We start from the raw sequence: 26,700 nt of genomic DNA, 5'->3' as shown, positions 1-26,700 counted from the left end.
AGCGATTAATGGCGGAAATGGCGCATACCCGTAAACACCATTGCCATACCAGCTTCATCAGCTGCGGCAATTACTTCTTCATCGCGCATTGAACCACCCGGTTGAATAACCGCGGTAATACCTGCTGCGGCTGCAGCATCAATGCCATCACGGAATGGGAAAAATGCATCTGATGCCATAACTGAGCCTTTAACTTCAAGGTTTTCATCAGCGGCTTTAATACCGGCAATTTTAGCTGAGTAAACGCGGCTCATTTGGCCTGCACCAACACCAATAGTCATACCGTCGCGGGCATAAACAATGGCGTTTGATTTAACAAATTTAGCCACTTTCCAGCAGAACAGTAAGTCTTTAAGTTCTTGCTCAGAAGGCTGGCGCTTAGAGACAACCGTTAAGTCGCCTTGCGTTACCATACCTAAATCACGGTCTTGAATTAGAACGCCGCCATTAACGCGTTTAATGTCATGGCCTGTGCCTTTAGCAGAGAACTCACCACACTCTAATAAACGCACGTTTTGTTTAGCTGATACTATTTGAGCGGCTTCTGCACTCACGCTTGGTGCGATAATAACTTCAACAAATTGACGTTCAACAATCGCTTGTGCGGTGTTGGCATCAAGCTCTTGGTTAAAAGCAATGATGCCGCCAAACGCTGACGTTGGATCTGTTTTAAAAGCGCGATCGTACGCTTCTAAGATATTGTCGCCAATTGAAACACCACATGGATTAGCATGTTTTACAATAACACACGCAGGTACATCAAATTCTTTAACACACTCAAGTGCGGCATCGGTATCGGCAATATTGTTAAACGATAATGCTTTACCTTGTAGCTGAGTCGCTGTCGCCACAGACGCTTCAGTGATGTCGTTTTCAACATAAAACGCGGCATCTTGATGCGAATTTTCACCGTAACGCATATCTTGCTTTTTAGTGAATTGCATATTAATAGTACGTGGGAACTTAGTATCTTCAGCGGCTTCTTCTGTGTAATCAGGAACCATTTTACCGAAGTAGTTAGCAATCATACCATCGTATTGCGCTGTGTGCTCATAGGCGGCAATAGCTAAATCAAAGCGGGTTTTGTAGGTGGTTGAGGCGTTATTATTTTGCATTTCGCTGATAACACGGTCGTAGTCGCTTGCGTTAACAACAATCGTCACATCTTTGTGATTTTTAGCTGCTGCACGCACCATGGTTGGGCCACCAATATCGATGTTTTCAATAGCATCTTCAAGGCTGCAGTTTTCTTGAGCGACAGTGTTCGCAAAGGGGTATAAGTTAACTACAACGATGTCGATAGCAGCAATGTTGTTATCTGCCATTACGTCTTCATCTTGGCCACGACGAGCAAGGATACCGCCATGAATTTTTGGGTGAAGGGTTTTTACGCGACCATCCATGATCTCAGGGTGACCGGTGTGATCTGATACTTCGGTAACTTTAATCGCATTATCAGCAAGTAGTTTACAAGTGCCGCCAGTTGAAAGTATTTCAACACCTTGTGCTTCTAGTGCACGGGCAAATTCAACAATACCGGTTTTGTCTGACACACTCAAAAGTGCGCGACGTATAGGACGATGTGTATCCATTGTAGTTTGATTTCCTCAGTTAATGAGCTAGCTTAGAAGCGCGTATTTTAACTGATTACGACTCAAAAAACGACTTATAACGACCCATAAAGCGTGAGCATTTTGCAATTTCGTTAATAAATGTTGCATATAAAAAAAGCACCCTAAGGTGCTTTTTTAAGAGTGTTTTATAAAACACTCAGTGTATTGAATCAGCAAGCGCGGTAAAGCAATTACGGCATCAATACCTTAGGTATTAGTTCATACCGTATTTTTTAAGCTTTTTACGTAAAGTACCACGGTTGATACCTAGTAGAATTGCCGCACGAGTTTGGTTACCACGTGTGTAAGTCATTACTTCTTCAAGCAATGGCGCTTCTAGCTCAGAAAGAACAAGGTCGTAAACGTCTTGCACATCTTGACCGTTAAGCTGTTTTAAGTAGTGGTGAACAGCTTTTTTTACTGCATCACGCAATGGCTGCGGTTTCTCGTGTGACTGAACATGAGGGTTTGTGATAAATGGAGAAGTCACGTTTTGTTCGAACATTATAAAGTCTCTTTCTTTCTTAGTTAGCTGCTAGTGTTTTAAAGTATTGCTCTAATGCGACGACCTGTTCCTCGGAATTGTCGAGCGCATTAAATACTCGCCTAAACTGACCGTCACTGTCATGGGTTTGCAAATACCAAGATACATGTTTGCGAGCGATTCGTGCTCCCATTGGCTCACCGTAAAACATATGGAGGTTGGTTAAATGCTCCATTAAAATACTGCGCACCTCTGCAATAGCAGGTGGCTGCATATGTTCACCAGTTCGCAAATAGTGGTCTATCTCCCTAAATATCCAAGGGCGACCTTGGGCGGCTCGACCAATCATGATGGCATCTGCACCCGTATAGTCCAAAACCTGCTTTGCTTTTTCAGGTGATGTAATATCACCATTAGCAACCACAGGTATCGACACTGAACGTTTTATATCCCTAATTGTGGCGTACTCAGCATCACCTTTGTACATACATGCGCGCGTGCGCCCATGTACAGCCAGTGATGCAATGCCATAACGTTCAGCTATTCTTGCAATCTCTACACCATTACGGTTGTCCTGATCCCATCCAGTACGGATTTTAAGTGTTACAGGTATATCAACCGCATTAACGACGGCATCAATAATCTCTTCCACGAGTTCTGGAAACTGTAATAAGGCTGAGCCTGCAAGTTTCTTGTTCACTTTTTTTGCTGGGCACCCCATATTGATATCTATGATCTGTGCACCGTTTGCAACATTGAATTGTGCGGCCTGTGCCATAAGCTCAGGGTCTGCTCCTGCAATTTGCACCGCACGTATACCCGACTCACCAGAATGATCCATTCGGTTCATCGACTTTTCGGTTTTCCAAACCTTCGGATTAGACGACAGCATTTCAGACACAGCAAGGCCAGCGCCTAAACGACGACATAACTGTCTAAATGGTCTGTCTGTTATGCCCGCCATAGGCGCGACAATGACATTATTCTCAAGTTGGTATGAACCGATACGCACGATATTCAATAGGCCTCTTTTCAAGGGGCGCTAAGTTTACGGCTTTTTGCGCAAAAATCAAAGGCTATAAATTGAACAAAAGTGACTTTTTTTTGCTCTTTTCGTATTGACATTTGATAACCGTATGACGAAGCGGTTTATTTGTGTGAATTTTGAACGGTCGTTGTTTTTATAATAAAAAATCTTTATTTTTTATTATGTAAAAAAATAGTAAAGCCTGTTAAATACAGGCTCTAGAAACGACTTTTGAGTTAATACTCTAAACTTTTAAAAACGCACTATTATGCTTTTTTAATGCCACTGACTCGGGTCCAGTCGCCTTCAATGGCAATCTCATCAAGTTCAATAAAGGGCGCATATATATCGGCAACCGATTTTGCTTGCTCTTCTAAAATGCCCGACATGGCAATTTTACCGCCTGGTTTTAATAAGCCTAAAATCACACTATGAAGCTCACGCAGAGGTTGCGCTAAAATATTTGCCACAACAATATCGGCTGTAAATTCAGGTTGGTTTTCTGGTAGATAAACTTCAAGCTTGTCAGCAACGCCATTACGGTTAGCGTTATCTAAGCTTGCTTCTAGCGCTTGCGGGTCAATGTCTATTCCTATCATGCGCTCTGCACCTAGTTTAATTGCTGCAATGCCTAATATGCCTGAACCACAACCAAAATCGACTACCGTTTTGCCGCTTAAGTCTTGGCTTTCAAGCCACTTTAAACACAGCGCGGTAGTGGCGTGCGTGCCAGTACCAAATGCAAGGCCTGGATCAAGTAGCACATTGACTGCGTCTGGATCTGGAATATCGCGCCAGCTAGGGCAAATCCATAGTTTTTCGCCAAATTGAATAGGGTGGAAGTTATCCATCCACTCACGTTCCCAATCTTTGTCTTCGAGTTGCTCGATTTTGTAAACTAAATTGTCTTTGAGCTCATCATGGCGCTTTAATAACGCAACCACGGCGTTCATATCGTGATTAGCTTCGAACAGACCAATTACTGTGGTATCAGCCCAAAAAACGACTGTGCCAATTTTGGGTTCGTAAATAGGGGTGTCTTTAGCATCAATAAAAGTAACAGAAGCACTACCAGCTTCCATTAATAAGTCACTAACTGCATCTGCGGTTGCAGCATTGGCATTGATACGGATTTGGATCCAAGCCATGTTTATTTCCTTGAAATAGAAAAAAGGCCGCTACAGCGGCCTTTTGAGTTAACTCATAATGTAACGCTAGATTATTTAGCGTCTAAAAAGCTTTTCAGTAAATCAGAGCGAGAAGGGTGACGTAATTTACGTAGTGCCTTCGCTTCAATTTGACGAATACGCTCACGTGTTACATCAAACTGCTTACCTACTTCTTCTAACGTGTGGTCGGTATTCATATCAATACCAAAACGCATACGTAGTACTTTCGCTTCACGGGCAGTTAAGCCAGCGAGCACATCGTTAGTTGCGCCACGAAGAGACTCCATTGTTGCCGAATCGATAGGCGAATCAATAGTAGTATCTTCAATGAAGTCGCCTAAGTGCGAATCTTCATCATCACCAATTGGTGTTTCCATTGAAATTGGCTCTTTTGCAATCTTAAGTACCTTACGGATTTTATCCTCAGGCATCATCATGCGTTCAGCTAATTCTTCTGGATTTGGCTCACGACCCATTTCTTGTAACATTTGACGTGAAATACGGTTCAATTTATTGATCGTTTCAATCATATGTACTGGAATACGGATCGTTCTTGCTTGGTCAGCAATAGAGCGAGTAATTGCTTGGCGAATCCACCACGTAGCATAAGTAGAGAACTTATAACCACGACGGTATTCAAACTTATCAACCGCTTTCATCAAACCAATATTACCTTCTTGAATTAAATCCAAGAACTGTAAGCCACGGTTGGTGTATTTTTTAGCGATTGAAATTACCAGACGTAAGTTCGCTTCTACCATCTCTTTTTTAGCACGGCGCGCTTTCGCTTCACCAATACTCATGCGACGGTTTATATCTTTAATACGTTCAATGCTTAAGCCAGTGCTTTCTTCCATTGAAGAAAGTTTGCTAATACAGCGAAGTATTTCAGGCTTCACTTCTTCAAGTTTAGCTGAATGCTTTTCGTTAGCTGCAATTTCAATATCAAGCCATGCTGTGTCAGTTTCGTTGTTTGCAAAGTGCTTAACAAAGGTTTTCTTTGGAAGCTTTGAAACTTGTACTGCATGCTTCATGATAAGACGTTCTTGAACGCGAACTCGGTCCATCATTTCACGCATGTTATTAACCATGCGGTCAAATTGTTTAGGCACAAGTTTAAAGGTTCTGAACAACTCACCAATTTCTAAAATAGCGGCTTGAGATTCTGGATGAGAGCGACCTTTCTTATCGAATGTTTCACGTGCTTTAGTGTATAAATCACGTAAGTTTTCGAAATGGATGCGCGCTTCTTCAGGATCTGGACCTGTATCTACTTCTTCTTCGTCTTCATCATCGCTGTCATCATCATCGTCGCTGTCATCAAGCTGTTTTTCGCTTAATTCAGAACCAATGTTAGTGGCAGCAATTGGTGGTGCTTCGTCTGCATCAGGATCGAAAAAGCCAGAGATAATGTCGCTAAGGCGCATCTCTTCTGCTTCAAATTTATCCCACTGTTCAAGTAGGTAAGTGATCGCTTCTGGGTATTCAGCAACCGAAATCTGTACTTGGTTAATGCCTTCTTCAATACGTTTAGCGATAACAATTTCGCCTTCACGGGTAAGAAGTTCAACAGTACCCATTTCACGCATATACATGCGAACAGGGTCTGTTGTACGGCCGATTTCTTTTTCTACAGTAGCAAGGGCTGCAGCGGCAGCTTCCGCTGCGTCTTCGTCTGTCGTGGTTTCTTGCATCATTAATTCATCAGCATCAGGCGCGTTTTCGCTAACCTTGATACCCATGTCATTAATCATGCTAATGATATCTTCTACTTGATCTGAGTCGATAATATCTTGTGGAAGGTGATCATTAACTTCTGCAAAAGTTAAATAACCTTGCTCTTTACCTTTTTGAATCAGAAGTTTTAATTGTGACTGAGGAGTTGGATCCATAGAGATTGTTTCTTCCACTCTGATAAGTTGATACAACAGGCGCCATCATGGAGTTTGCTCAAAGGCTAACCAGAATAATGTGACGCAGTGAATAGCACAGTATAACAGCCTAAATCAAATCTGACTAGCTGTTCGTTGCTTTTAACGCTGTCATTAGCAAATGACATTCTAGTCGTTCATCGCTATTTAAGCCCTGTGTCTTGTCTTTTATTAATAGGGTCTCTAGTCGATAATTTAAACACTGATCTTCAATAAATTTAAAAGTATTTTGAAAAACAGTCTCTAAACGCTCTTCATTTATTTGATGTTGCCATGTAGCCAACTTAGTTAGTGGCTCATAGTCATCAGTGTCTCTAAATGATTCGAGAATTTGTGCAGTGGTAATACCATCTTTTTGTAACGCTTGATGTTGTAGGCGTAATAACAAGCCGATTCCTGCAATATTCATTTGTGCTAAATCAGGCAAGTAGGGCACGCTTTTTGCCAAATTAGGGTGCTGAACTAAAATGCCTATCGCTTGGCGCATCGGTGTAATTTTAAATTTACGTTCAATTGCCTGCTGCTGTTTTGGTGTTTTTAAGTGATTATTGAGTTGCTCACGGGTGCGACCAATTAATCTGCCAAGTTGCTCCAAGATATTTTCTTGATAGAACTCACTTGGGATTTTTTCAATTAATGGCAGTGCTGCACTGAGTAACTTAGCCTTACCGGAATCGAGCGTTAAATCAATCTCTTTACTTAGTTTATTAAACAGCACTTTAGTGAAGTCATCGGCGTTTTCTAGGCGCTGCTCAAAAGCCTCTTTACCTTCTTGTTGAACGAGTGAATCAGGGTCTTCACCATCGGGTAAAAATACAAAATGCAGTGCTTTGCCATCGTTTAAGTAAGGAAGTGCATTTTCCAGTGCACGCCACGCGGCATCTTTACCTGCACGGTCACCGTCGTAGCAACAAATAACTTTGTCAGTGGTTCTAAATAAGGTGTGCATATGCTCGCTGGTTGTCGCTGTGCCGAGTGCGGCAACTGCGTATTCTATTCCTTGTTCAGCCAGCGCAACGACGTCCATATAACCTTCGACTATAAGTATATGATCGAGTTTTTTGTGTGCTTGTTTTGCTTCATAAAGGCCATAAAGTTCAAAGCCTTTGTGGAATATTCGTGTTTCAGGAGAGTTTAAATATTTTGGCCCCTGATCTGCTTGCATTACACGGCCACCAAAAGCAATTACGCGACCGCGTTTATCACGAATAGGAAACATTAAACGATCACGGAAAAAATCGAATTGCTTACCTGGCGTTTTTTCAGATGCGAGCTTCAGCTCAACTAATTGCTCTTTTTGTTCTTGATTACGTCCAAGCTGTTGGCAGAGGCCTTCCCATTCGCTGGGCGCATAGCCCATCATAAACTTTTTAACTGTTGCGCCGCTTAAGCCGCGACCTTTTACATAGTCTATTACTGTTTCAGAATTACTATGATGTTTTAACTGGTGTTGATAAAAACGCGCTGCATGGAGCATTAAATCGTAGTCTGAACGTTTTTGTGCTGCGGTGCGTTCTGGGCCATTACTACTTCCTTGTTCGCGAGGAACATCTAGGTTAAGTAAACTGGCTAGCTCTTCAATTGCATCAACAAACTCAAGTTTGTCATATTCCATAACAAAAGAAATAGCATTGCCGTTAGCGCCACAGCCAAAGCAATGATAAAACTGTTTATCTTGCGATACAGTAAACGAAGGCGATTTTTCATTGTGAAAAGGACAGCAAGCTTGATAGTCTTTGCCCGCTTTTTTCAACCCTACCTTTGAGTCAATCAGGTCGACAATATCGGTTCGTGCCAATAAATCATCGATAAAGTTGCGTGGGATCTTTCCAGCCATTGTTTAAAGTACAGCCCTAAGGTAAATATAAAAGTGTTAAAAGCGAATTATAATACGCAGAGATTGGAACACAAATGCATATTTTTTTGAAGTGCTCTAAACGAAGAAACCGAGCTCAAGGCTCGGTTTACTTCAATCATACTTAATGTATGTGGGAGTATTAGGCAGTTAATCGTTGCTTAATTAAACCTGAGATTTTGCCCATATCGGCACGACCTTCGGCTTTGCTTTTGATTATACCCATTACTTTACCCATGTCTTGCATACCTGCTGCGTTAGTATCAGCAATAGCCGCGTCAATGAGAGCAATGATTTCTTCTTCACTCAATTGTTGAGGTAAAAAAGCTTCAAGTGCTGTAATCTCATTGGCTTCAATTTCAGCTAAATCATCACGCCCAGCATCTTTGTACTGAGTGTAAGAGTCGCGACGTTGTTTAACAAGCTTCACTATAACGGAGGTAATATCTGCGTCGTCTAGTGTTATTTGCTCGTCAATTTCACGTTGCTTGATTGCAGCAAGTACCATGCGAATAGGATTAAGACGTTGTTTGTCTTTAGCTCTCATCGCATCTTTTTGCGCATCTTTTAGCGTTATTAAAAGGCTCATTTATACAAGACCTAATATATTAGTATAATTTAACGCGACGAGCGTTATCACGAGAAAGTTTTTTCATGTGACGTTTAACAGCAGCTGCTTTTTTACGCTTACGCTCAGCTGTTGGTTTTTCATAGTGCTCGCGACGACGAACTTCTGAAAGGATACCTGCTTTTTCACATGAACGCTTGAAGCGACGAAGTGCTACGTCAAACGGTTCGTTCTCTCTTACTTTAATTACTGGCATTAAAAATTCACCTACCTAAATTATGAGCGTTGCTCAAGTTGATCAAACATTGATCAAGTGGTTCAAAAATGGTGCGGTATTGTAATCCGAAGCAACACCACATGTAAAGGATAATATTAACAGAAACCCGACCGCTAAAACAGTGTTAATTTATATACCGTTGGTATAGCCTGCAAAAAACTTGCCCAGCTTTTTTCTCTTTTATTAACAACCAGTTACTAGGTGCTTTAAACGAGCTTAACTCCGTTTCTACCTCAACGTATATCAGTGCGTCAGGGTCGAGCCATTGATTATTTTCTAATAAATCACAGCATGATTGGGCTAAATTTTTGCGAAATGGCGGGTCAATAAAAACTAAATTAAATGCCTCACTGGTGTTTTTGCTTTCAAGAAAGGTCAGGGTATTAGTATTGAGTACCTGTGCATTTTGCGCATTAAGGGTGGTAACATTTTGCGTTAGCTGTTTTGCTGCTAACGCATCAAGCTCTAAAAATGTGGTGTTTTTAGCAAAGCGAGATAGCGCTTCAAATCCTAAACCACCAGAGCCGGCAAAGCAATCGAGAGTGCGCGCATCGCGGGTGTCGTGCATTAACCAATTGAATACCGTTTCTTTTATTCTGTCGGTTGTAGGGCGCAAGCCTTGAACGTCTTTTACTGGCAGTTTACGACCGCGAAATTGGCCGCTAATGATTCTAATAAAGCCATCGGCTGATTTATGGGTGGTGTTATTTTGTGTGTTTTTTTTTCTCATTTAACTCACTAAAAATTGGTATCTATGATCTAGCTCAGATAATATTGCAATCATATCACGGCGTGTCATTTTTCAACTGCGCTAAAAGTGTTACTATTATGCACCCTCGAGGATAACGTGTTGCTAAAAAGCAATTATTTAGGCTTAAAAGCACGCTATCATTATCGTTAGTTTATCAGATTTTTATAAGTGGTTATTAGCAAGTATGGCAAAAAAAAGTAAATTCATGTCGTGGCTCGGTTTTGGCAAGTCAGATAAAAAACAAGCAGAAGCTGATAAACAACAAGCATTAGCAAACGAGCAGGCAGAAAAAGCCGAACAGGAGCGCTTAGCAGCAGAGAAGGCCGAGGCAGAGCGTTTGCAAGCTGAAGCCGAACGTTTAGAACAAGCCCGAATTGCAGCTGAACAAGCTGAAGCAGAACGTTTAGCGCAAGAGCAAGCTGAAAAAGCCGAACAACAAATAGCTGCCGAAAAAGCAGAGACAGAGCGTTTAGAGCAAGAAAAACAGGCGCAAGCACAACGCGCTGCGGCAGCAGAAAAACAAGCGATTGAACAAGCTAACGCTGAGCTATTGGCTAAACAACAGGCAGATGCCGAGCAGCAAAGACAAGAGCAAGCTCAACGTTTAGCAGAACAAGAAGCGCAAATGTTGTTAGAGCAAGAGCGTATAGCAGCTGAAAAAGCTGAGAATGATCGCCTAGAACAACAACGTATTGCGGCTGAACAAGCTGAGAATGAGCGTTTAGAGCAACAGCGCATTGAAGCAGAACAAGCTGAGAATGAGCGTTTAGAGCAACAGCGCATAGCAGCAGAACAAGCTGAGAATGAGCGTTTAGAGCAACAGCGTATTGGAGCAGAACAAGCTGAGAATGAGCGCTTAGAACAACAGCGTATTGCGGCTGAGCATGAGCGTTTAGAACAACAGCGTATTGCAACAGAACAAGCTGAAAACGAGCGCTTAGAACAACAGCGTATTGCTGCAGAGCAAGCTGAGAATGAGCGTTTAGAGCAACAGCGTATTGCAGCAGAGCAAGCTGAGAATGAGCGTTTAGAACAACAGCGTATTGCAGCAGAAAAAGCTGAGAATGAGCGTTTAGAGCAACAGCGTATTGCAGCAGAACAAGCAGAGAGTGAGCGTTTAGAACAACAGCGTATTGCAGCTGAAGAAGAGGCTGAACGCCTAGAGCAACAGCGACTGACCGCAGAGCTTGCAGAGGAAGAAGCAAAGAAAGCGGAAAAACCTAAAAAAGAAGGCTTTTTCTCTCGTCTCAAAAAAGGCTTACTTAAAACTCGAGTTAATATTGGCTCTGGTTTTTCGTCAATTTTTAGCGGTAAAAAAATTGACGACGAATTATTTGAAGAGCTAGAGACTCAGTTACTTACTGCTGATCTCGGTGTTGATACCACCATGAAGCTTATTGATAATTTAACTGATGCAGCCGATCGCAAGCAACTTAAAGATGGTGATGCGCTTTATGAGCTTATGAAACAAGAAATGGCAACTATGCTAAAAACAGCAGAGCAGCCTTTAGAAATACCAGCAGATAAAAAACCTTTTGTTATTTTAATGGTAGGGGTAAACGGCGTAGGTAAAACCACCACCATTGGTAAAATGGCCAAGCAATTCCAAAATCAAGGTAAGTCGGTCATGCTTGCTGCCGGTGATACTTTTAGAGCTGCAGCGGTAGAGCAGCTTCAAGTATGGGGTGAACGCAACAGCATTCCGGTAATAGCTCAACATACAGGTGCTGATAGTGCATCGGTAGTATTTGATGCTTTTCAAGCTGCAAAAGCACGTAATGTCGATGTGTTAATTGCTGATACAGCAGGGCGCTTGCAAAATAAAGATAACTTAATGCAAGAGCTTGAAAAAATAGCCCGTGTAATGAAAAAAGTAGACCCTGATGCACCTCATGAAGTGATGCTGACTATTGATGCTGGTACAGGCCAAAATGCAATTAGCCAAGTAAACTTATTTAATCAATGTGTAGGTTTAACAGGTATCACATTATCAAAGCTTGATGGTACTGCTAAAGGTGGGGTTATTTTTGCCGTTGCCGATAAGTTTAATATTCCTATTCGTTACATTGGCGTAGGTGAAAGTATTGATGATTTACGTACCTTCAAGAGCGATGACTTTATTGACGCGCTATTTAGTCAAGATGAGGACGACGCTTAATTTACCAAAAGGGAGCCTGCTCCCTTTTTAATTGCGAGGAATACCATTTTATTTTAGAGCCTAAGGCTAACAATAAATTGGCAATAATAAAAAATGATAAATTTTCAGCAAGTAAGTAAAACCTATGCCGGTGGACACCGTGCGCTTGAAAAAGTGAACTTTCATATAAAGCCTGGCGAATTGGCCTTTCTAACTGGTCACAGTGGGGCTGGTAAAAGTACACTATTAAAGCTTATTAGCTTAATGGAACGTCCTTCTGCAGGAAACGTGTTTATTAATGGCGTGGATTTAAATAAATTAAATTCCCGTCAAATTCCGTATGCACGTCGCGACATTGGTATTATTTTTCAAAATCATCGATTATTAGAGCGATATACGGTATTTGATAACGTTGCTTTGCCCTTAATTATTGAAGGGACTCACCACAAGCAAATTGCCAAACGTGTACATGGAGCGCTTGATAAAGTAGGCTTGTTAGATAAAGTGCGCTGTCACCCTTCTACACTTTCTGGTGGTGAACAACAACGAGTCGGGATTGCACGAGCCATCGTCAATTCGCCACCTATATTGCTAGCCGATGAACCTACCGGTAACTTAGACCCTGAATTATCAATGGAAATATTACGCCTGTTTGAAGACTTTAATAAACATGGCACCACGGTTTTAATTGCCACTCATGATTTGGGCTTAGTGTCACGGATGAAGTACCGCAGTTTAACGCTTCATGATGGACGAATGAGCCAAGATCCACTGGCTGAGGGGGGATTATGAGTTTACTGTTCAAAAGCCGTCAAAATAGTAATGATAAACAAAAAAAGTCAGTATTCTCTGGCGGTTACTTTTTTATTATTAATATTTTTCGCCAAGGTGTGTACAGCCTAGGAGAAATGTGGCGCACGCCATTGGCTTCAATGATGACCATTGCAGTACTCGGTTTGAGTTTAACCTTGCCCGCTACACTATATTTAGTGGTAAAAAATGTGCAGCAAGTGAGTAGTGGTTTTGAGCAAGCCAGCGAAATATCCTTGTTTGTAAAAGAAAATATGAGCGAGAAAGAAACGCAAACCTTAGTTAAACGCTTAGCGCTATATCCCGAAATACAAACTGTGACTTTTATTTCTCGCACTGAGGCTTTGGATGAGTTCAAAGAAATGTCTGGCTTTGGTCAGGCTTTAGAGTATTTAGATACCAACCCGTTACCGAATGTAGTTTTAGTCACACCAACACAACGACATAGCCAACCTAATGCAGCTAAGCAATTGCTTAAAAAACTTGAAGCCGAACGCGAAGTTGACTTTGGCAAGCTTGATATCGCTTGGCTTGAGCGCCTAAATGCATTACTAAGTTTGTTAAAAGAGAGTGTAATCACGATTGCGCTACTATTACTTACCTCAGTGACGCTAATTATAGGCAATACAATTCGTTTATCTATTATGGATAAAAAAGAAGAAATACAGGTGATGAAGCTAGTTGGGGCAACTAATACCTTTATACACGCTCCCTTTTTATGGACTGGCATTTGGTATGGTGTGATTGGCGGATTGTTTGCTTTTATATGCGTAGCATTAATGATGTGGTGGCTATCTGCTGCAGTAAGCAGTGTTGCAGGGGTGTATCAAACCAGTTTTACGCTAATAGGGCTTAGTCTTAATGAGTTTGGCGCGTTGGTATTACTTGCTACTAGTTTGGGTTTTATTGGTTCTTACTTATCGGTTAATCGTTACATCTCAGAAATAGAACCTGATAAGGTTTAGGGCTCTAATATAATTCTTAAAACTGTCATGTTTTAAGTTTAAAATAATAAAAAAGCCAAAGCAAAAAGGTTATTTTTGTTTTGGCTAAATCAATTCATAGGTTATTCAGTCGCCTAGCGTAGACTGACTTAACACTAAAAAAACCACTTGATTTATGATTCAAAAAAGTTTTAAATTCAAGTTAGCACTCTTACTAAAAGAGTGCTAAGATGGTTTCAAATGTTTATCACCGAGGTGAAAAATGAGTAAAGATTTATACGCAATGGCACTTACAGTTGGGCAACAAAGCGCAAGTATGGACGGCTACCTTCAAGCTGTTAGTACTATTCCTATGCTTAAAGTTGAGCAAGAGCAGGAACTTGCAAAAAGACTTCAGGAAGAAGGCGATCTTAGTGCTGCAAAGCAACTCATTATGTCGCATTTGCGCTTTGTAGCGCACATAGCTAAAAGCTACTCGGGTTACGGGTTACCTCAAGCTGATTTAATTCAAGAAGGTAACATCGGACTGATGAAAGCAGTAAAACGTTTTGACCCATCAGTGGGTGTACGTTTGGTTTCATTTGCCGTTCATTGGATTAAAGCCGAAATTCATGAGTTTGTGCTTAAAAACTGGCGTATCGTTAAAGTGGCCACGACCAAAGCACAACGTAAATTGTTTTTTAACTTACGTAAAAATAAAAAGCGTTTAGGTTGGTTTAACCAAGCTGAAGTGAGCACAGTAGCTAGCGAGCTAGGTGTGAGTGAAAAAGAAGTACGTGAAATGGAATCGCGTATGAGCGGCCAAGACATGGGCTTTGATTTAACTGGCGACGATAATGATGACGCGCCAACTAGTACTTACTCACCGGTACAGTACTTAACCGATGGTTCTGCTGATTTAGCTGACGACATTGAACAGCAACAATGGCAAGAACAGTCACATACGCGTTTATTTAGCGCTTTGAAAACTCTTGATGAGCGTTCTCAAGATATTGTTAGTGCTCGTTGGTTGTCAGACGATAAAGCAACACTGCAAGAGCTGGCTGAAAAATACAGCGTATCAGCAGAGCGTGTTCGCCAGCTGGAAAAAACAGCAATGAAAAAATTACAAAGCGCGATGAGTTAGTCGCACTAAAAAACTGATAAAGCCCTGCATGAAAATGCGGGGCTTTTTTTTAACTAAAAAAGCTAACTAAAAAGGTTAATAGAAAGTATCGTTTTTCTTGTTCTGCTTACCTCTAGTCACATCTATGTATCTTTTAATTAAATATACGCTATTTAAAATTAATGAATAAGTTTGGTTTTAATTTAAATACATGATTTTAGTTTGTTTTTAATTTGGGTATATGAAAATATTCGCGCACCTGAGCGACTTATCGCTCAAATCGTAGCCTAAATTAAGTCATTTAATTACTGGTTTGTTGCCTTTCAATTTCATTTAACGCGAGTATTTACACTCAATATGAACTCATATTCACTAAAGAAAAAAATCTTGCTATCGGTCGTTCTTGCCCTAGCCGTTATTATTTTATTGCTGTCGTGGAATAGCTATACCTCTCAAAAAGCGTTACTGCTAAAAAGCAGTATTGATAACGTAAGCCAATCTGGTAAGCAACAGGCTACGAGTATTGAAGATTGGCTAGCTAGTCGTCAGCAGATAATTAAATCGGTTGCGAATAAGGTTGAGGGCAACACGCTCAGCGCACTTCAGCAAGCAGCATTTTCAGGTGGCTTTCAGTTAACTTACTTTGGAGATAGTAGCGGAAAAATGACTGACTCTGATCCCAGTATTGATCGCACCGGCTTCGATCCGCGCACTCGTCCATGGTATAAACAAGCACTGCTTCAAAGTAGCACCGTAATTACCAAACCTTATTTAGATACCGCGTTTAATCAGTTGGTTGTTTCTATTGCTAAAACCACGCAAAGCGGTGTGGTTGCGGGGGATTTGTCGATTGAGACCTTGGTCGATAGCGTCAATACAATGTCTTTACCTGCAGATGGATACGCCATTATGATGCATAAAGATGGCACTGTGATTGCCTATAAAGACGCTAGAAAAGTAATGGCAGATATTACGCGTATTGACTCGAAAATAAATCATCAATTGATTTTATCTAACAGCCAAAACGGTGAATTCACTCCTGTTTATTTTGAGGTTGAAGGCCGAGAGAAGCTAGTTTGGGGTGAAAACATTAACAATACAGATTGGCAGTTGTTGTTTGTATTGGATAAACAAACTTTAGAGGCTCCGCTTATTAGTTTATTGCTGACTCAATTAGTGCTGGTTGCGGTAGCACTTTTACTGAGTGTGTTGGCTATTTCATGGCTATTGGGTGTATTGCTCGCACCTTTGAGCCGAGTATCGCAAGCTTTATCAACAATTGCAGATGGTAACGGTGATTTAACTCAACGTATAACTGTTGATACGCAAGATGAAGTTGGGGTTCTGGCTGATAGTTTTAATCGTTTTGTTAGCAGCCAACATGAACTGATCAGTCATATTCGTCAATTAGCTACTGACTTAGACTTTGATGCAGAGAAAAGCTTAATCACCAACCAAAGCAGTGTCAGTGAGTTGCAGCGTCAGCAACAAGAAGTGGCTATGGTTGCTACCGCGGTCACAGAAATGGCGAGTGCAACCCATGAAATTGCCGCTAATGCAGAAAACACTGCAACCGCATCGCAACAATCGGCACAAAGTAGCCGTGAAGGTAAGTTGTTAGTTGATAAAACCAGAAACACGATTAATTCACTCGCGGGCGAAATAGACCAAACTACCACAGTTATTGGTGAATTAAGTTTGCATGCTCAGGCTATATCGAGCATTTTAACTACCATTCAAGAAATTGCTGAGCAAACAAATCTCTTAGCGCTTAATGCTGCAATAGAGGCCGCCCGTGCGGGAGAGCAGGGGCGTGGTTTTGCAGTGGTTGCCGATGAAGTGCGCGTGTTATCAAGAAGAACACAAAACTCTACAGCCGAAATTTATACCACTATAGAAACCTTACAAAACACCACTAAAAAAGCAGTGAGCTTGATGGACAGCAGTAAGGGCTATGCCAACAATAGTGTGGATGATGTAAATGCTGCCGCACACGCACTAGAAGAAATTACTTTGGCGGTAAATGAGATTTCTGATATGGCGGGTCAAATAGCGGTTGCAGCAGAAGAGCAAACGCAAGTGACCAATGAAATTACTAGAAATACGGTTGCTATTAAAGATGTAACCGATGAAATAACTACCTCAGCTACCGCGCATTTAAGCCAAGCCGAAGTATTAAAAGACAGAGCTACAGATCTAAATGCCAAGGTAGCGACATTTGTTTTATAAATACCATACTTATAATTGAGTTAAATTAACTGTTGGGGTAAGGCGTTCGCTTACTCCATCAGTTTAATGAAATGGCTTGTTGTTGGGCTATTTGTACATACTTACGTTCTACCAGCTGTGATACTGGTACCAGTTCAAATCCTTGCTCGATTAATTGCGGCAAAGCTTGGCGTAAAAAATCGATAGTTTCGGGGTAGGGGTGTGCTATTGCAATGGCAAACTGATATTTAGTTGCTTTTGACTTTAGCTCTTCTAGCCTAAATTGTAGCTGCTCAGGGGTAGTTATATTATCTAAAAATACATGCCGACCAATATTTTCTACCCCCAAAAAGTTAGCTGCATTTTGCGCCTGGCTTAATTCGGTTGTTCGGCTATCGAGAAAATACAACTGACGCTTTTTAAGTACTTCCATGGTCCACTTCATTGCTTGGCTTTGCTGAGTGAGTGCAGAACCCATATGATTATTAACCCCTTTAACTTGTGGCAAACTCGCCAGTGCATTACCGAGTGTTTGTTGAAGTTGTGCTTTATCCATATTTAAAGTAAGTGCCCCAGGGCCTAGCTTTTTACCATTTAAAGCTTGCATAGGCACATGCAACAGGAGCTCTTTATTTGACTGACTAGCAAGGGTTGCAAATATTTGAGAATAGGGGGTATGAGGCAAAATTGAATAAGACAATTGCCCAGGTAAACTTAGGAATTCTAGGTCACGTTGATGATAACCTATGTCATCGATCACTATGGCTATTTGTTTGGCTTTAACACCATAGGGTGCAGCAAATAGGATTAAAAAAAGCCCAGCTAACACCATTAAATTTATAATTTTCACGTTTTATAATTTTTATTATCTTTAAATAGTTTACCGTTTTTATTGCATGCTAAGTAGCTGTTTTGCTTTTACTAACTGGATATCGGCTAATTCTTCAGCGTTAAAAACGGTGTTTTGTTCTGATTGTTCATTTTTTATTATAACGGCTTTATTTGTTTGTGGAAGTGTTGTTTGATTAATCGCCACATTTGGAGTTACGCCAATCCCTTCAATAGACTCTCCCAGTGGCGTAAAGTAACGTGCGGTGGTTAGTTTTAAGGCGGTATCGCCGTCGCCTAATGGAATAAGTGATTGTACTGTTCCTTTACCAAACGACTGACTCCCTACTATTTTTGCACGTAGATTTTCTTTTAACGCTGCAGCCAGTATTTCTGCTGCTGAGGCTGAATTTTCATTAATCAGGACAACAATCGGAGCACCTTTCAAAATATCGCCGCGTTTAGCGTAAAAAGATTGATTCGAATCATAAAAGCGCCCTTTGGTCGTTACAATTAAGCCATCTTGAAGAAACAGGTCTGCTACCGCAACTGCACTCTTTAAAGTGCCTCCCGGGTTATCTCGTAAATCAATAATTAGGCCTTTTAATGAATGGCCATAATGGTTTTGCATGGCGGCTATTTGCAAGGCAACTTCATGCAAAGTGTGATTAGAAAAGTTATTAATAGCGATATAACCGCTACCTGAGTCAAGTAGTTGCTTGTTTACACTCGTTAGCTTAATTTGTTTTCTACTGAGATTAAATATTAGCGGTGTTTGAGTGTTATTACGGGTAATACTTAGCTGTACTTTACCGTTAGCACTGTCTTTGATGTATTGTGCAACTAAATCAATCGGACTATTTTCTACATAGTGCTGATTAACGGCAGTAATTATATCGCCTGAGCGAAGTCCTGCTTGTTTGGCTGGTGAATTATTAATTACTTTAACAATCGTGGTGCGTTGCTCGATGCTTTTTACTTCTATACCTAGGCCGGTATAGCGACCATTCGTGTTATTAAATAATGCATTTAGCTCATTTTTATCTAAATACTTAGAGTAGGCGTCGAGCTTAGAGTATAAGCGTTCAAATTGAGACGAGTTGTATTCAATATACTCACTGTTTTGCAGTGCTAAATCATCAACGTAGTAGGTGTGAATATTAAACAGTATTTCATTTATTTTTTGGCTTTCTAAGTCTTTAACCGAGCTTGCATAGGCTGTATTTATAAAGCCAAAAAACACTAATAAAACAAATAAGATAAAACAAAAGCAGGGTGCACGCTTTTTCACAGAGGTTTTTTGTTGGCAAATGTGTGTGTTTATCATAACTGCCTCTAACAGGATGCAGCTATTTTGATATTAAATACGCCTGCACCATTTTATGGGATTAACAGCACGTCCTTTATGACGTATTTCAAAGTATAGACCAGAATCGGCTTGTCCACCGCTTTGCCCAACTAATGCAACACTTTCACCTTTTCTGACCATATCACCCACGTCTTTTAGCAAGGTTTGTGCGTGTCCGTATAAGCTCATAAAACCTTGACCATGGTCAAGTACGATTACCCAGCCATAGCCTTTTAACCAGTCGGCAAATACTACTTGGCCATTATCAATGCTATTAACTGAAGTCCCTTCAGATGCAGAAATTAATACACCTTTCCAGTTTATTCCGCCGTGCTTACGTTGACCAAACCTATGCGCTAATTTTCCTTTGCTCGGCCAGTTTAATTTTCCTTTATTACGATTTAAGCCAAGTAGTTCAATTTTTGTAACTTTTTCTTCTTCAAGTTCTTTGATAGTGGCGATCAGAGTTTGTTCGTTTTCTTCTAAATAGCTAATGGAATTTTTGGTTTTATTTAACTGCTTTTTTAGGTTTTGTAAGCTTGCTTGGCGCTCATTTTTAGCCCCAAGAAGTGCTGCTTGTCGTCTTTTTTGTTCTTCAAATAAAGCAACGAGCCTCTCTTTTGTTTTCGCAAGCTCAGCTTGATTTTTTGCAATCTCAACTTGCAGTGCTTTAAGATCATCAAGTTGCTTTATACGAGCTTTATTCAGGTAGTTATAGTAGCTAAGTGTGCGTTCAAATTTGGCGGTATCTTCTTGGTTAAGTAGCATTTTTGAATAGTCATCGCTACCTGCCATATAAGCACTTTTTAACTGTGCTGCTAAAATACGTTGAAATTGGGCTTGTTGTTTTTCAAGCTTTGCCGCGCGTTGTTGTTGCTCTGCTTGCTGTTGTTGTGTTTTTTTAACGGATTGCTCAGCCATATTAAGTGCTTTAGCGTTTTTCGCTATAGCTAGCTCATGTGTTTTTAGTTTTTGCTGCTGTTTAGCTATTTCTTTTTGCTGTTGTTGAAACTCAGCTTGGCTTTGCTCTAAAGCAACTTGTACTTGGGATAGGTCTTTTTTGGTACGATCTTCATTAGCCACTGCAACGCCAGTGGCTAATGAGTTTAGTACACATATACACGCAATGATGCGGCATGCGCTTTTATTCATAAATTATTTCAACACCATAATTGGCGAACCGGTCATTTCTGCAGGTTGTTCCAAACCCATTAAATGCAGCATAGTAGGTGCAACATCGCTCAAGGCTTTACCGGTATGCGCTTGTGCGTCACGACCTACATAAATAAAGGGTACTGGCTCGCTAGTATGTGCTGTGTGCGCTTGGCCTGTTTTAAGGTTTGCCATTTGCTCTGCATTACCATGATCAGCAGTTATTAGTGCTTCTCCACCGTATTCTTTAAGGGCATCAACTACACGACCAATACAGCTATCTACTGCTTCACAGGCTTTAACTGCCGCCTCAAATACACCTGAGTGGCCGACCATATCGCCATTAGGGTAGTTACAAATAATGGCATCATACTTTCCACTTTTTATTGCTGCAACGAGTTTATCGGTAAGCATTTGTGAGTTCATTTCTGGCTGTAAATCATACGTTGCTACTTGAGGAGATGGGATTAGCTCGCGAGTTTCGCCGTCAAACTCATTTTCGCGTCCGCCACTAAAGAAAAAGGTAACGTGAGCATATTTTTCAGTTTCTGATATACGTAGCTGAGTTTTACCTTGTTTCTCAAACCATTCGCCAAGTACGTTATTAAGCGGCGTTGGGCCAAAAGCCACTGGCGCATCAATATCAGCAGCGTATTCAGTCATCATCACAAAGGCACTAAGCTCGGGCGATTTTTTCTTATTAAAGCCGTCAAAATCAGGTTCGACAAAGGCGCGAGTGATTTCGCGTGCGCGGTCTGCTCTAAAGTTGGCAAATATAATGGTGTCGCCATCATTTACTTTTACAGATTCGCTACCTTTTGGGGTAATAGTACTTGCTGCTACAAATTCGTCATTTTCATCGCGCTCATAAGCCGCGTTAAGTGCGTTTACGCCATCTTCATAATCAAAGTCGCTTTCACCTAGGGTGATTAAATTATACGCTTTTTCAACACGGTTCCAGCGGTTGTCTCTGTCCATGGCATAGTAACGACCAATTAATGAGGCTAAACGGCCACATTTAAGCTCGCTAAACAAGGCTTCAATACGCTCAATTGATGCTTTAGCGCTGCGCGGGGGAGTATCTCTGCCATCTAAAAAGGCATGAAAGTACACCTCTTTAGCGCCGCGTTTTGCAGCCAATTGTATACTCGCCACAATATGATCTTCGTGACTATGAACGCCACCAGGGCTTAGCAGTCCCATAATATGAACGGCTTTGTTGGCATGAACAGCTTTATCAATGTTTTCAACCAGTGCAGGGGTTGTATCAAATTCGCCATCATCAATGGCTTTTGTGATGCGAGTAAAATCTTGATACACAATACGACCAGCACCTAAATTAACGTGGCCAACCTCAGAATTACCCATTTGACCACCAGGAAGACCCACATCTAAACCCGATGCTGAAATTAATGTATGAGGGCGAGTTGCCCAAAGCTCATCTAATACAGGGGTATTAGCAGCTAAAATGGCATTGCTTTGCTCATCTTCTCTGTATCCCCAGCCATCTAAAATCATTAATACCAGTGGTTTTTTATGCTCTGTCATAGTCACTCCTATTAGGGTCTGTTGACCTTTGCGGATTAAAATTTGTTCAAACTAGGGGCGGTTTAATCGCGGCGCTAGGTTTGTAACCTAGTGAGCTAAGTAAAAACCGAGCAACAAAGAGTAAATCGCCCCTAGGCAGAACCCTTCGGGCAGCACCTGTTTGGCATTGATGCTGCGTTATCGCCTATTTATGGGGAATAACCACACCACATAGGCTCTGCCTTACCTAAATACCAAACAGACTGCTGCAAATTTAACCTTGAAAGATCAACAGACCCTAGCGTTGCTAAAATACACGCTAACATTAATGCCAACATGCCAAGCTTAAGCATACCGTGTTTTATAGCTAGGATCAGCAATGAAAAGAAGATATTAAAAATTTTCAATGAGCTCACTCTCTCAATTGAATATTTTAAAGGGTTAGGTTATTTTTCAGTTAAAAGAGCACTACATTGTGGCTTACAAGCCTGCTTAAACTCGCATTTTTAGCTGATTTGGGTATACTTGCGCGGCTAATCCCTATTTTATTCAAGTATTGAATAGGCTTGTGGGGTAAGCTAAGCCTATGTGTAGGTAAAATTCAGAGTAGCCTAACAGTGCTCTAAATTGAATTACAGGTGAGTGACTGCTCATTGTGTAAGTTCAATAAATATGAATTAAATATCTAAAACACCCTGTTTTAGCATGTAACTTTATAGTGGAAGTCGAATGGATCAATATATTGAATTTGTCTCAAATCATCCAATTCTAAGCCTAGCTTGGGTTGCGATTGCGTTTCTTATTGTTAGTGGCGCAATAAAAAGTAAATTTTCAGCAATTCGTCAGATCAATCCTCAGCAGTTAACGTTACTTATTAACCGCGAAGACGGTCAGGTTGTTGATATGCGCGGGCAAAAAGAGTTTAAAACAGGTCATATTGCCGGTGCTGTGCACTTAAACCCAGAAAAAGCTAAAGAATCTGATTTCTCAACCCTTGAAAAGTATAAGAGCAAACCCATTATAGTGGTATGTGCTGCAGGCATGACTGCCTCAGGTGTTGCAACTGCAATGCATAAATCAGGCTATGAACAGGTTTATGTTTTATCTGGCGGTATGGGTGCGTGGCAATCAGCAAGTCTGCCAACAACAAGCGGTCGCTAATATCTCTTAGCTAAACCGATTAAGGATTAATTATGAGTAACGTTGTTTTATACACCAAAGGATATTGTCCTTTTTGTCATCGCGCATTAGCGCTGTTAGACAGCAAAGGTGTAGAATACACAAACATTGATATTGGCGTTCAGCCAGAGCTTCGCGATGAAATGATCGCCAAAGCCGGTGGCGCAAGCACGGTTCCACAAATTTTTATTAACGATGAACACATCGGTGGCTGTGACGACATGATGGCACTAGAAGCACAAGGTCACCTTGACGCTAAGCTGAGTGCTTAATTTAATTAATTATAATAAATAACAGGTTAGGAATAACAATGAACGAACAAAATCAAAACGCAGCAGCAGAAGCTGATGCAGGCGCACAGTTTACTATTCAACGTATTTACACTAAAGATGTGTCGTTTGAAACGCCAAATTCACCAGCTATTTTTCAAAAAGAGTGGGCTCCAGAAGTAAAATTAGATTTAGATACACGCTCTAATAAGCTTGATGAAGGTGTATACGAAGTTGTTTTAGCATTAACTGTGACGGCATCTATCGGTGAAGAAACTGCGTTTTTGTGTGAAATTCAGCAAGCAGGTATTTTTACTATTGCTGAAGTTGAAGAAATGCAATTAGCACACATGCTGGGTGCATTCTGTCCTAACGTGTTATTCCCATATGCACGTGAAGCGGTATCGAACTTAGTAAATCGTGGTACGTTTCCACAACTTAATCTTGCGCCAGTTAACTTTGACGCATTATTTGCACAGTACATGCAGCAACGCACAGCGCAAGCTGAGCAGGCTTCAGCAGACGCATAATTTATGAATACAGCAACATCAGCTGTTACTGTTTTAGGGGCGGGGTCATATGGCACCGCCCTTGCTATTTGTTTAGCCCGAAATGGTCACAAAGTGACTTTATGGGGACGCAATAGTCAAGACGTTGCGACGCTTGCAGCTGAGCGAAAAAATCAACGTTACTTACCTGATATTCCTTTTCCTGACACCTTAACTCTTGAAGCTGATTTACAGCATGCAACAGCAGCTAGCGATATTGTTTTAGTTGTTGTGCCGAGTCATGCGTTTGCTGACACGTTAAAGCAAATTAAACCGGCTTTGCGCTCTGATGCAAAAATAGCGTGGGCTACTAAAGGACTTGAGCCTGATACTGGGCGTTTATTGCAAGAAGTGGCAGTGCAAGAACTCGGTGAAGAAGTGCCATTAGCGGTGCTTTCGGGGCCAACTTTTGCTAAAGAAATGGCGAAGGGTTCACCAACTGCCATTTCGGTGTCATCAACGTCATCAGCATTTGCGAAACAAATTGCCGATTTATTACATTGCGGTCGATCGTTTAGAGTGTACAACAATGACGACTTTATTGGCATACAGCTTGGTGGTGCGGTTAAAAACGTGATTGCTATTGGTGCAGGGATTTCTGATGGTGTCGGCTTTGGTGCAAATGCACGTACCGCGCTTATTACTCGTGGTTTAGCAGAGTTATCGCGTTTGGGTTGTGCCCTAGGTGCGAAACCAGAGACCTTTATGGGGATGGCTGGTTTAGGCGATTTAATTCTAACCTGTACCGATAATCAGTCGCGCAACCGCCGTTTTGGTTTAGCCTTAGGTCAAGGTGAAAGTGTTGATGATGCGATTGCATCAATCGGCCAAGTAGTTGAAGGCTTCAGAAATACCAAAGAAGTGTATTTACTTGCGCAGCGTGCGGGCGTTGAAATGCCAATCACTGAGCAAATATACAAAGTGCTTTATGAGAATAAAGGCATGAAAGCAGCTGCTATGGCATTACTTGGTAGAGAACAAACTTCTGAGTAATAACACCAAATTTATTAAAATCAATTATTGCCTACCTTAAGTGTTATTCATAGTGAGCAACCTTAAGGTATTGGCAAATGTGCTAATCTTAAGGTTGCTTTAATAAAGCTATTACGACATATACGCTTAATTAGAGTAGTTTGTCATTATTTGATTGACGTTTATTTTGGCTAAACCTTTATTATAAATTTGTTGCCATTTTTGTCCTTCTGCATCGTTTCTAAACGCAATATATAGTTTTTTCTCTTCAAGTAAATTTGCGTTCATCGCAACTTTACTTGCAATGCTGGTAAGGGATTTATCTGTGCTCAGTAAGTACTTTAATGCATTAGCATCAATAACTGCTGCGCCTATTTATGGCCAACCACACTACATAGACTCAATCTTACCTCCAGATCAAACATGCAGCTGTAAACTTAACCTTTAAATGTCACTAGATCTTGAATAAATACAACTTTCAACAGTCTACTTGTCTCAGTTTTAGGTTACGTTTTAAAAACACTGGCAGAATCTTTTAATTGTGCCGCTAGCTCTTGCATATCCCGAGAGTAAGTTTGAACTTGTTCAATTTTAGCCATACTACTTTGTCCAGCCGATACCACTTCATTAATATTTTTACTTAAGTCCTCAGCAACGGTGCTTTGCTCGGTAACTGCACTTGAAATATGGCTCGACATTTGGGTAATTGATCCAATTGCGTCAGAAATATTTGCAATCAGCTCGCTCGCTGCAGTTGCGGCACTCATACTGTCTTGACTCATATTTTTACTAAGTTGCATGACATTTACTGCAGATTGAGAGCCTTTTTGCAAATTTTCAATGGTAGTATGGATCTCCGCTGTGCTTTTTTGTGTTCTACTTGCCAAAGAACGTACTTCATCAGCAACTACGGCAAACCCTCGCCCTTGCTCACCTGCTCGAGCTGCTTCAATAGCGGCGTTTAATGCCAGTAGGTTTGTTTGTTCTGCGATAGCCTGAATAACGTCAAGTACTGATACAATATCCTGAACAGATTCTTCTAAAGTACCTATTACTCTAGATGATTCATCAAGTTGACCGACTAAACTTTCAATAGAGTTAATAGAGTTTAAAAAAGCTTCATGAACTTTTTGTGCATCAATATTTGCAGTTTCTGCAGAGTTCAAAGTATGCTTTGCGTTATTTTCTATTTCGGTTGCAGAGGAAGCCATTTGTGTAATGGCTGTCGCTATTTGGTCTGTTTCTACCTGTTGTGTGGATAAATAGTGCACGCCTTCTGCGCTTAGTGATGAGATATTACCTGCAACACTAAGCGAATCATCTACCGACAATTTAAAACCATTTATAAGCGCTGCAATTTTATGCTCAAACTTATTAAAAGAGGCTGCCAGTTGACCTATTTCGTCATCGCGTCTAACAACGATTTCTTGTGTTAGGTCGCCATCACCACTGGCTATCATTGCCATTTTTTCTGCTACCTCAGATAGAGGCTGCGCAACTAGTTTTTTAAAAATATAAACTAAAACAGCTCCCAAAATACTGGCAAGCAACAGCATCTCAATGACTAAAAATATCGCCAATTCAGTTAATACTTTATCAATATGACTGTATTCAACGTAAAGACTCACTGAGCCGACTTTATTAGGAGTACCTGAATCATCATAAATAAGTTCACTTTGTATAACAGACTGTGTTTTTACACCGTCTGTTTCTGCAAAAACTTGCTCATTAGTATCATAAATTGTTATTTTAGAAATATTATCAGAAGCTACTTCAGCTTTTATTAACTTATTTGCGAGCTCGTCTTGAAAGTTCCACATTGCATTGGGTAACGATAAACCAATACGTTCCTTAGCTAGGCTAATCTCAGTATCAAGTTTTTGCTTTAGTTGCTTACTTTGGGTGGTATAATCATAAATTCCAAAGCACAACAGCACCAATATCATAGCGCTCAACGTGGTAACTACAAGCCTAAATAAAATTGAACGGGTCAAAGGA

At 40.9% G+C, this 26,700-nt stretch carries 24 protein-coding genes; 9 read left to right on the top strand and 15 right to left on the bottom strand.

All coding sequences use genetic code 11. The features are described 5' to 3' along the window. Positions 1–5: 5 nt before the first annotated feature. The 9 genes from purH to rsmD form a co-directional block, all read right to left on the bottom strand. Complete coding sequence (gene purH / locus FLM54_RS13530; protein ID WP_178956637.1) at positions 6–1,592, bottom strand: bifunctional phosphoribosylaminoimidazolecarboxamide formyltransferase/IMP cyclohydrolase; 1,587 nt, start codon at positions 1,590–1,592, stop codon at positions 6–8. 235 nt (positions 1,593–1,827) lie between these two features. Continuing rightward, positions 1,828–2,118, bottom strand: a complete 291-nt coding sequence (fis, locus tag FLM54_RS13525; protein ID WP_002957804.1) for a DNA-binding transcriptional regulator Fis — start codon at positions 2,116–2,118, stop codon at positions 1,828–1,830. A 19-nt stretch (positions 2,119–2,137) separates the two neighbouring features. After that, positions 2,138–3,109 carry a tRNA dihydrouridine synthase DusB gene (gene dusB / locus FLM54_RS13520; RefSeq protein ID WP_010391792.1) on the bottom strand — a complete coding sequence of 324 codons (972 nt, stop codon included), beginning with the start codon at positions 3,107–3,109 and terminating at the stop codon, positions 2,138–2,140. Positions 3,110–3,390: 281 nt separating this feature from the next. After that, complete coding sequence (gene prmA, locus FLM54_RS13515; RefSeq protein ID WP_054202602.1) at positions 3,391–4,272, bottom strand: 50S ribosomal protein L11 methyltransferase; 882 nt, start codon at positions 4,270–4,272, stop codon at positions 3,391–3,393. A gap of 71 nt (positions 4,273–4,343) precedes the next feature. Next, the gene (gene rpoD, locus FLM54_RS13510; RefSeq protein ID WP_010391796.1) at positions 4,344–6,185 is read right to left on the bottom strand and encodes an RNA polymerase sigma factor RpoD; all 1,842 of its coding nucleotides are present in this window, start codon (positions 6,183–6,185) and stop codon (positions 4,344–4,346) included. 124 nt (positions 6,186–6,309) lie between these two features. Then, entirely contained in the window at positions 6,310–8,061 is a 1,752-nt protein-coding gene (dnaG, locus tag FLM54_RS13505; protein ID WP_178956636.1) for a DNA primase, read from the bottom strand. Positions 8,062–8,221: 160 nt separating this feature from the next. Further along, complete coding sequence (locus FLM54_RS13500; RefSeq protein WP_178956635.1) at positions 8,222–8,668, bottom strand: GatB/YqeY domain-containing protein; 447 nt, start codon at positions 8,666–8,668, stop codon at positions 8,222–8,224. Between the two features lie 19 nt (positions 8,669–8,687). Next, a complete protein-coding gene (gene rpsU, locus FLM54_RS13495) occupies positions 8,688–8,903 on the bottom strand; it encodes a 30S ribosomal protein S21 (RefSeq protein ID WP_002957797.1) in 216 nt (71 codons plus the stop codon). A gap of 145 nt (positions 8,904–9,048) precedes the next feature. Next, the gene (gene rsmD, locus FLM54_RS13490) at positions 9,049–9,654 is read right to left on the bottom strand and encodes a 16S rRNA (guanine(966)-N(2))-methyltransferase RsmD (RefSeq protein ID WP_178956634.1); all 606 of its coding nucleotides are present in this window, start codon (positions 9,652–9,654) and stop codon (positions 9,049–9,051) included. A gap of 205 nt (positions 9,655–9,859) precedes the next feature. Here rsmD and ftsY point away from each other — a divergent pair, with 205 nt between their 5' ends. The 5 genes from ftsY (at position 9,860) to FLM54_RS13465 (ending at position 16,900) form a co-directional block, all read left to right on the top strand. Then, complete coding sequence (ftsY, locus tag FLM54_RS13485; protein ID WP_178956633.1) at positions 9,860–11,833, top strand: signal recognition particle-docking protein FtsY; 1,974 nt, start codon at positions 9,860–9,862, stop codon at positions 11,831–11,833. A gap of 93 nt (positions 11,834–11,926) precedes the next feature. Next, a complete protein-coding gene (gene ftsE, locus FLM54_RS13480; RefSeq protein ID WP_138571115.1) occupies positions 11,927–12,604 on the top strand; it encodes a cell division ATP-binding protein FtsE in 678 nt (225 codons plus the stop codon). Continuing rightward, complete coding sequence (gene ftsX / locus FLM54_RS13475) at positions 12,601–13,587, top strand: permease-like cell division protein FtsX (RefSeq protein ID WP_138571116.1); 987 nt, start codon at positions 12,601–12,603, stop codon at positions 13,585–13,587. The genes ftsE and ftsX overlap by 4 nt, the downstream gene beginning before the upstream one ends. Before the next feature lie 241 nt (positions 13,588–13,828). Continuing rightward, positions 13,829–14,692: an RNA polymerase sigma factor RpoH gene (gene rpoH / locus FLM54_RS13470; RefSeq protein ID WP_008114893.1), complete on the top strand. Its 864-nt coding sequence runs from the start codon at positions 13,829–13,831 to the stop codon at positions 14,690–14,692. Positions 14,693–15,028: 336 nt separating this feature from the next. Continuing rightward, positions 15,029–16,900, top strand: a complete 1,872-nt coding sequence (locus FLM54_RS13465) for a methyl-accepting chemotaxis protein (RefSeq protein WP_178956632.1) — start codon at positions 15,029–15,031, stop codon at positions 16,898–16,900. 58 nt (positions 16,901–16,958) lie between these two features. Here FLM54_RS13465 and FLM54_RS13460 read toward each other — a convergent pair whose 3' ends face one another. From FLM54_RS13460 to FLM54_RS13440, 5 genes are all read right to left on the bottom strand, one after another. Next, positions 16,959–17,711, bottom strand: a complete 753-nt coding sequence (locus FLM54_RS13460) for a divergent polysaccharide deacetylase family protein (RefSeq protein ID WP_054202667.1) — start codon at positions 17,709–17,711, stop codon at positions 16,959–16,961. Between the two features lie 57 nt (positions 17,712–17,768). Then, positions 17,769–19,034 (bottom strand): S41 family peptidase, encoded by a 1,266-nt coding sequence (locus tag FLM54_RS13455; RefSeq protein WP_178956631.1) that lies wholly within the window; start codon positions 19,032–19,034, stop codon positions 17,769–17,771. A 33-nt stretch (positions 19,035–19,067) separates the two neighbouring features. Further along, positions 19,068–20,207: a murein hydrolase activator EnvC gene (locus FLM54_RS13450; RefSeq protein WP_178956630.1), complete on the bottom strand. Its 1,140-nt coding sequence runs from the start codon at positions 20,205–20,207 to the stop codon at positions 19,068–19,070. Between the two features lie 3 nt (positions 20,208–20,210). Further along, entirely contained in the window at positions 20,211–21,755 is a 1,545-nt protein-coding gene (gene gpmM, locus FLM54_RS13445) for a 2,3-bisphosphoglycerate-independent phosphoglycerate mutase (RefSeq protein WP_010391829.1), read from the bottom strand. Between the two features lie 188 nt (positions 21,756–21,943). Further along, entirely contained in the window at positions 21,944–22,141 is a 198-nt protein-coding gene (locus FLM54_RS13440; protein ID WP_138609618.1) for a hypothetical protein, read from the bottom strand. A gap of 322 nt (positions 22,142–22,463) precedes the next feature. On the opposite strand from FLM54_RS13440, the gene FLM54_RS13435 reads away from it, so the two are divergent. The 4 genes from FLM54_RS13435 to gpsA are packed head-to-tail and all read left to right on the top strand — an operon-like array spanning position 22,464 to position 24,723. Further along, positions 22,464–22,895, top strand: coding sequence for a rhodanese-like domain-containing protein (locus FLM54_RS13435; RefSeq protein ID WP_178956629.1), 432 nt, complete (start codon positions 22,464–22,466; stop codon positions 22,893–22,895). Between the two features lie 32 nt (positions 22,896–22,927). Continuing rightward, positions 22,928–23,185: a glutaredoxin 3 gene (gene grxC, locus FLM54_RS13430; RefSeq protein ID WP_010391834.1), complete on the top strand. Its 258-nt coding sequence runs from the start codon at positions 22,928–22,930 to the stop codon at positions 23,183–23,185. 38 nt (positions 23,186–23,223) lie between these two features. Beyond that, the gene (gene secB, locus FLM54_RS13425) at positions 23,224–23,712 is read left to right on the top strand and encodes a protein-export chaperone SecB (RefSeq protein ID WP_010391837.1); all 489 of its coding nucleotides are present in this window, start codon (positions 23,224–23,226) and stop codon (positions 23,710–23,712) included. Positions 23,713–23,715: 3 nt separating this feature from the next. After that, on the top strand, positions 23,716–24,723 hold the full coding sequence (gpsA, locus tag FLM54_RS13420; RefSeq protein WP_138609615.1) for an NAD(P)H-dependent glycerol-3-phosphate dehydrogenase: 1,008 nt from the start codon (positions 23,716–23,718) through the stop codon (positions 24,721–24,723). 485 nt (positions 24,724–25,208) lie between these two features. On the opposite strand, the gene FLM54_RS13415 is transcribed toward gpsA, so the two are convergent. Further along, positions 25,209–26,696, bottom strand: a complete 1,488-nt coding sequence (locus tag FLM54_RS13415) for a methyl-accepting chemotaxis protein (protein ID WP_178956628.1) — start codon at positions 26,694–26,696, stop codon at positions 25,209–25,211. Positions 26,697–26,700 lie beyond the last annotated feature (4 nt).

This window comes from Pseudoalteromonas sp. Scap25, assembly GCF_013394125.1.
In the GTDB taxonomy this organism is placed as follows: Bacteria; Pseudomonadota; Gammaproteobacteria; order Enterobacterales; family Alteromonadaceae; genus Pseudoalteromonas.
The sequence above is the reverse complement of the archived record's forward strand: the minus strand, read 5'-3'. Positions and strand labels throughout refer to the sequence as shown.

What these genes read in the sequence shown, in the direction of transcription:
- purH (WP_178956637.1), bottom strand. Translation starts at nt 1,592, where the DNA reads ATGGATACACATCGTCCTATACGTCGCGCACTTTTGAGTGTGTCAGAC.
- fis (WP_002957804.1), bottom strand. Translation starts at nt 2,118, where the DNA reads ATGTTCGAACAAAACGTGACTTCTCCATTTATCACAAACCCTCATGTT.
- prmA (WP_054202602.1), bottom strand. Translation starts at nt 4,272, where the DNA reads ATGGCTTGGATCCAAATCCGTATCAATGCCAATGCTGCAACCGCAGAT.
- rpoD (WP_010391796.1), bottom strand. Translation starts at nt 6,185, where the DNA reads ATGGATCCAACTCCTCAGTCACAATTAAAACTTCTGATTCAAAAAGGT.
- dnaG (WP_178956636.1), bottom strand. Translation starts at nt 8,061, where the DNA reads ATGGCTGGAAAGATCCCACGCAACTTTATCGATGATTTATTGGCACGA.
- FLM54_RS13500 (WP_178956635.1), bottom strand. Translation starts at nt 8,668, where the DNA reads ATGAGCCTTTTAATAACGCTAAAAGATGCGCAAAAAGATGCGATGAGA.
- rpsU (WP_002957797.1), bottom strand. Translation starts at nt 8,903, where the DNA reads ATGCCAGTAATTAAAGTAAGAGAGAACGAACCGTTTGACGTAGCACTT.
- rsmD (WP_178956634.1), bottom strand. Translation starts at nt 9,654, where the DNA reads ATGAGAAAAAAAAACACACAAAATAACACCACCCATAAATCAGCCGAT.
- ftsY (WP_178956633.1), top strand. Translation starts at nt 9,860, where the DNA reads ATGGCAAAAAAAAGTAAATTCATGTCGTGGCTCGGTTTTGGCAAGTCA.
- ftsE (WP_138571115.1), top strand. Translation starts at nt 11,927, where the DNA reads ATGATAAATTTTCAGCAAGTAAGTAAAACCTATGCCGGTGGACACCGT.
- ftsX (WP_138571116.1), top strand. Translation starts at nt 12,601, where the DNA reads ATGAGTTTACTGTTCAAAAGCCGTCAAAATAGTAATGATAAACAAAAA.
- rpoH (WP_008114893.1), top strand. Translation starts at nt 13,829, where the DNA reads ATGAGTAAAGATTTATACGCAATGGCACTTACAGTTGGGCAACAAAGC.
- FLM54_RS13465 (WP_178956632.1), top strand. Translation starts at nt 15,029, where the DNA reads ATGAACTCATATTCACTAAAGAAAAAAATCTTGCTATCGGTCGTTCTT.
- FLM54_RS13460 (WP_054202667.1), bottom strand. Translation starts at nt 17,711, where the DNA reads ATGGTGTTAGCTGGGCTTTTTTTAATCCTATTTGCTGCACCCTATGGT.
- FLM54_RS13455 (WP_178956631.1), bottom strand. Translation starts at nt 19,034, where the DNA reads ATGATAAACACACACATTTGCCAACAAAAAACCTCTGTGAAAAAGCGT.
- FLM54_RS13450 (WP_178956630.1), bottom strand. Translation starts at nt 20,207, where the DNA reads ATGAATAAAAGCGCATGCCGCATCATTGCGTGTATATGTGTACTAAAC.
- gpmM (WP_010391829.1), bottom strand. Translation starts at nt 21,755, where the DNA reads ATGACAGAGCATAAAAAACCACTGGTATTAATGATTTTAGATGGCTGG.
- FLM54_RS13435 (WP_178956629.1), top strand. Translation starts at nt 22,464, where the DNA reads ATGGATCAATATATTGAATTTGTCTCAAATCATCCAATTCTAAGCCTA.
- grxC (WP_010391834.1), top strand. Translation starts at nt 22,928, where the DNA reads ATGAGTAACGTTGTTTTATACACCAAAGGATATTGTCCTTTTTGTCAT.
- secB (WP_010391837.1), top strand. Translation starts at nt 23,224, where the DNA reads ATGAACGAACAAAATCAAAACGCAGCAGCAGAAGCTGATGCAGGCGCA.
- gpsA (WP_138609615.1), top strand. Translation starts at nt 23,716, where the DNA reads ATGAATACAGCAACATCAGCTGTTACTGTTTTAGGGGCGGGGTCATAT.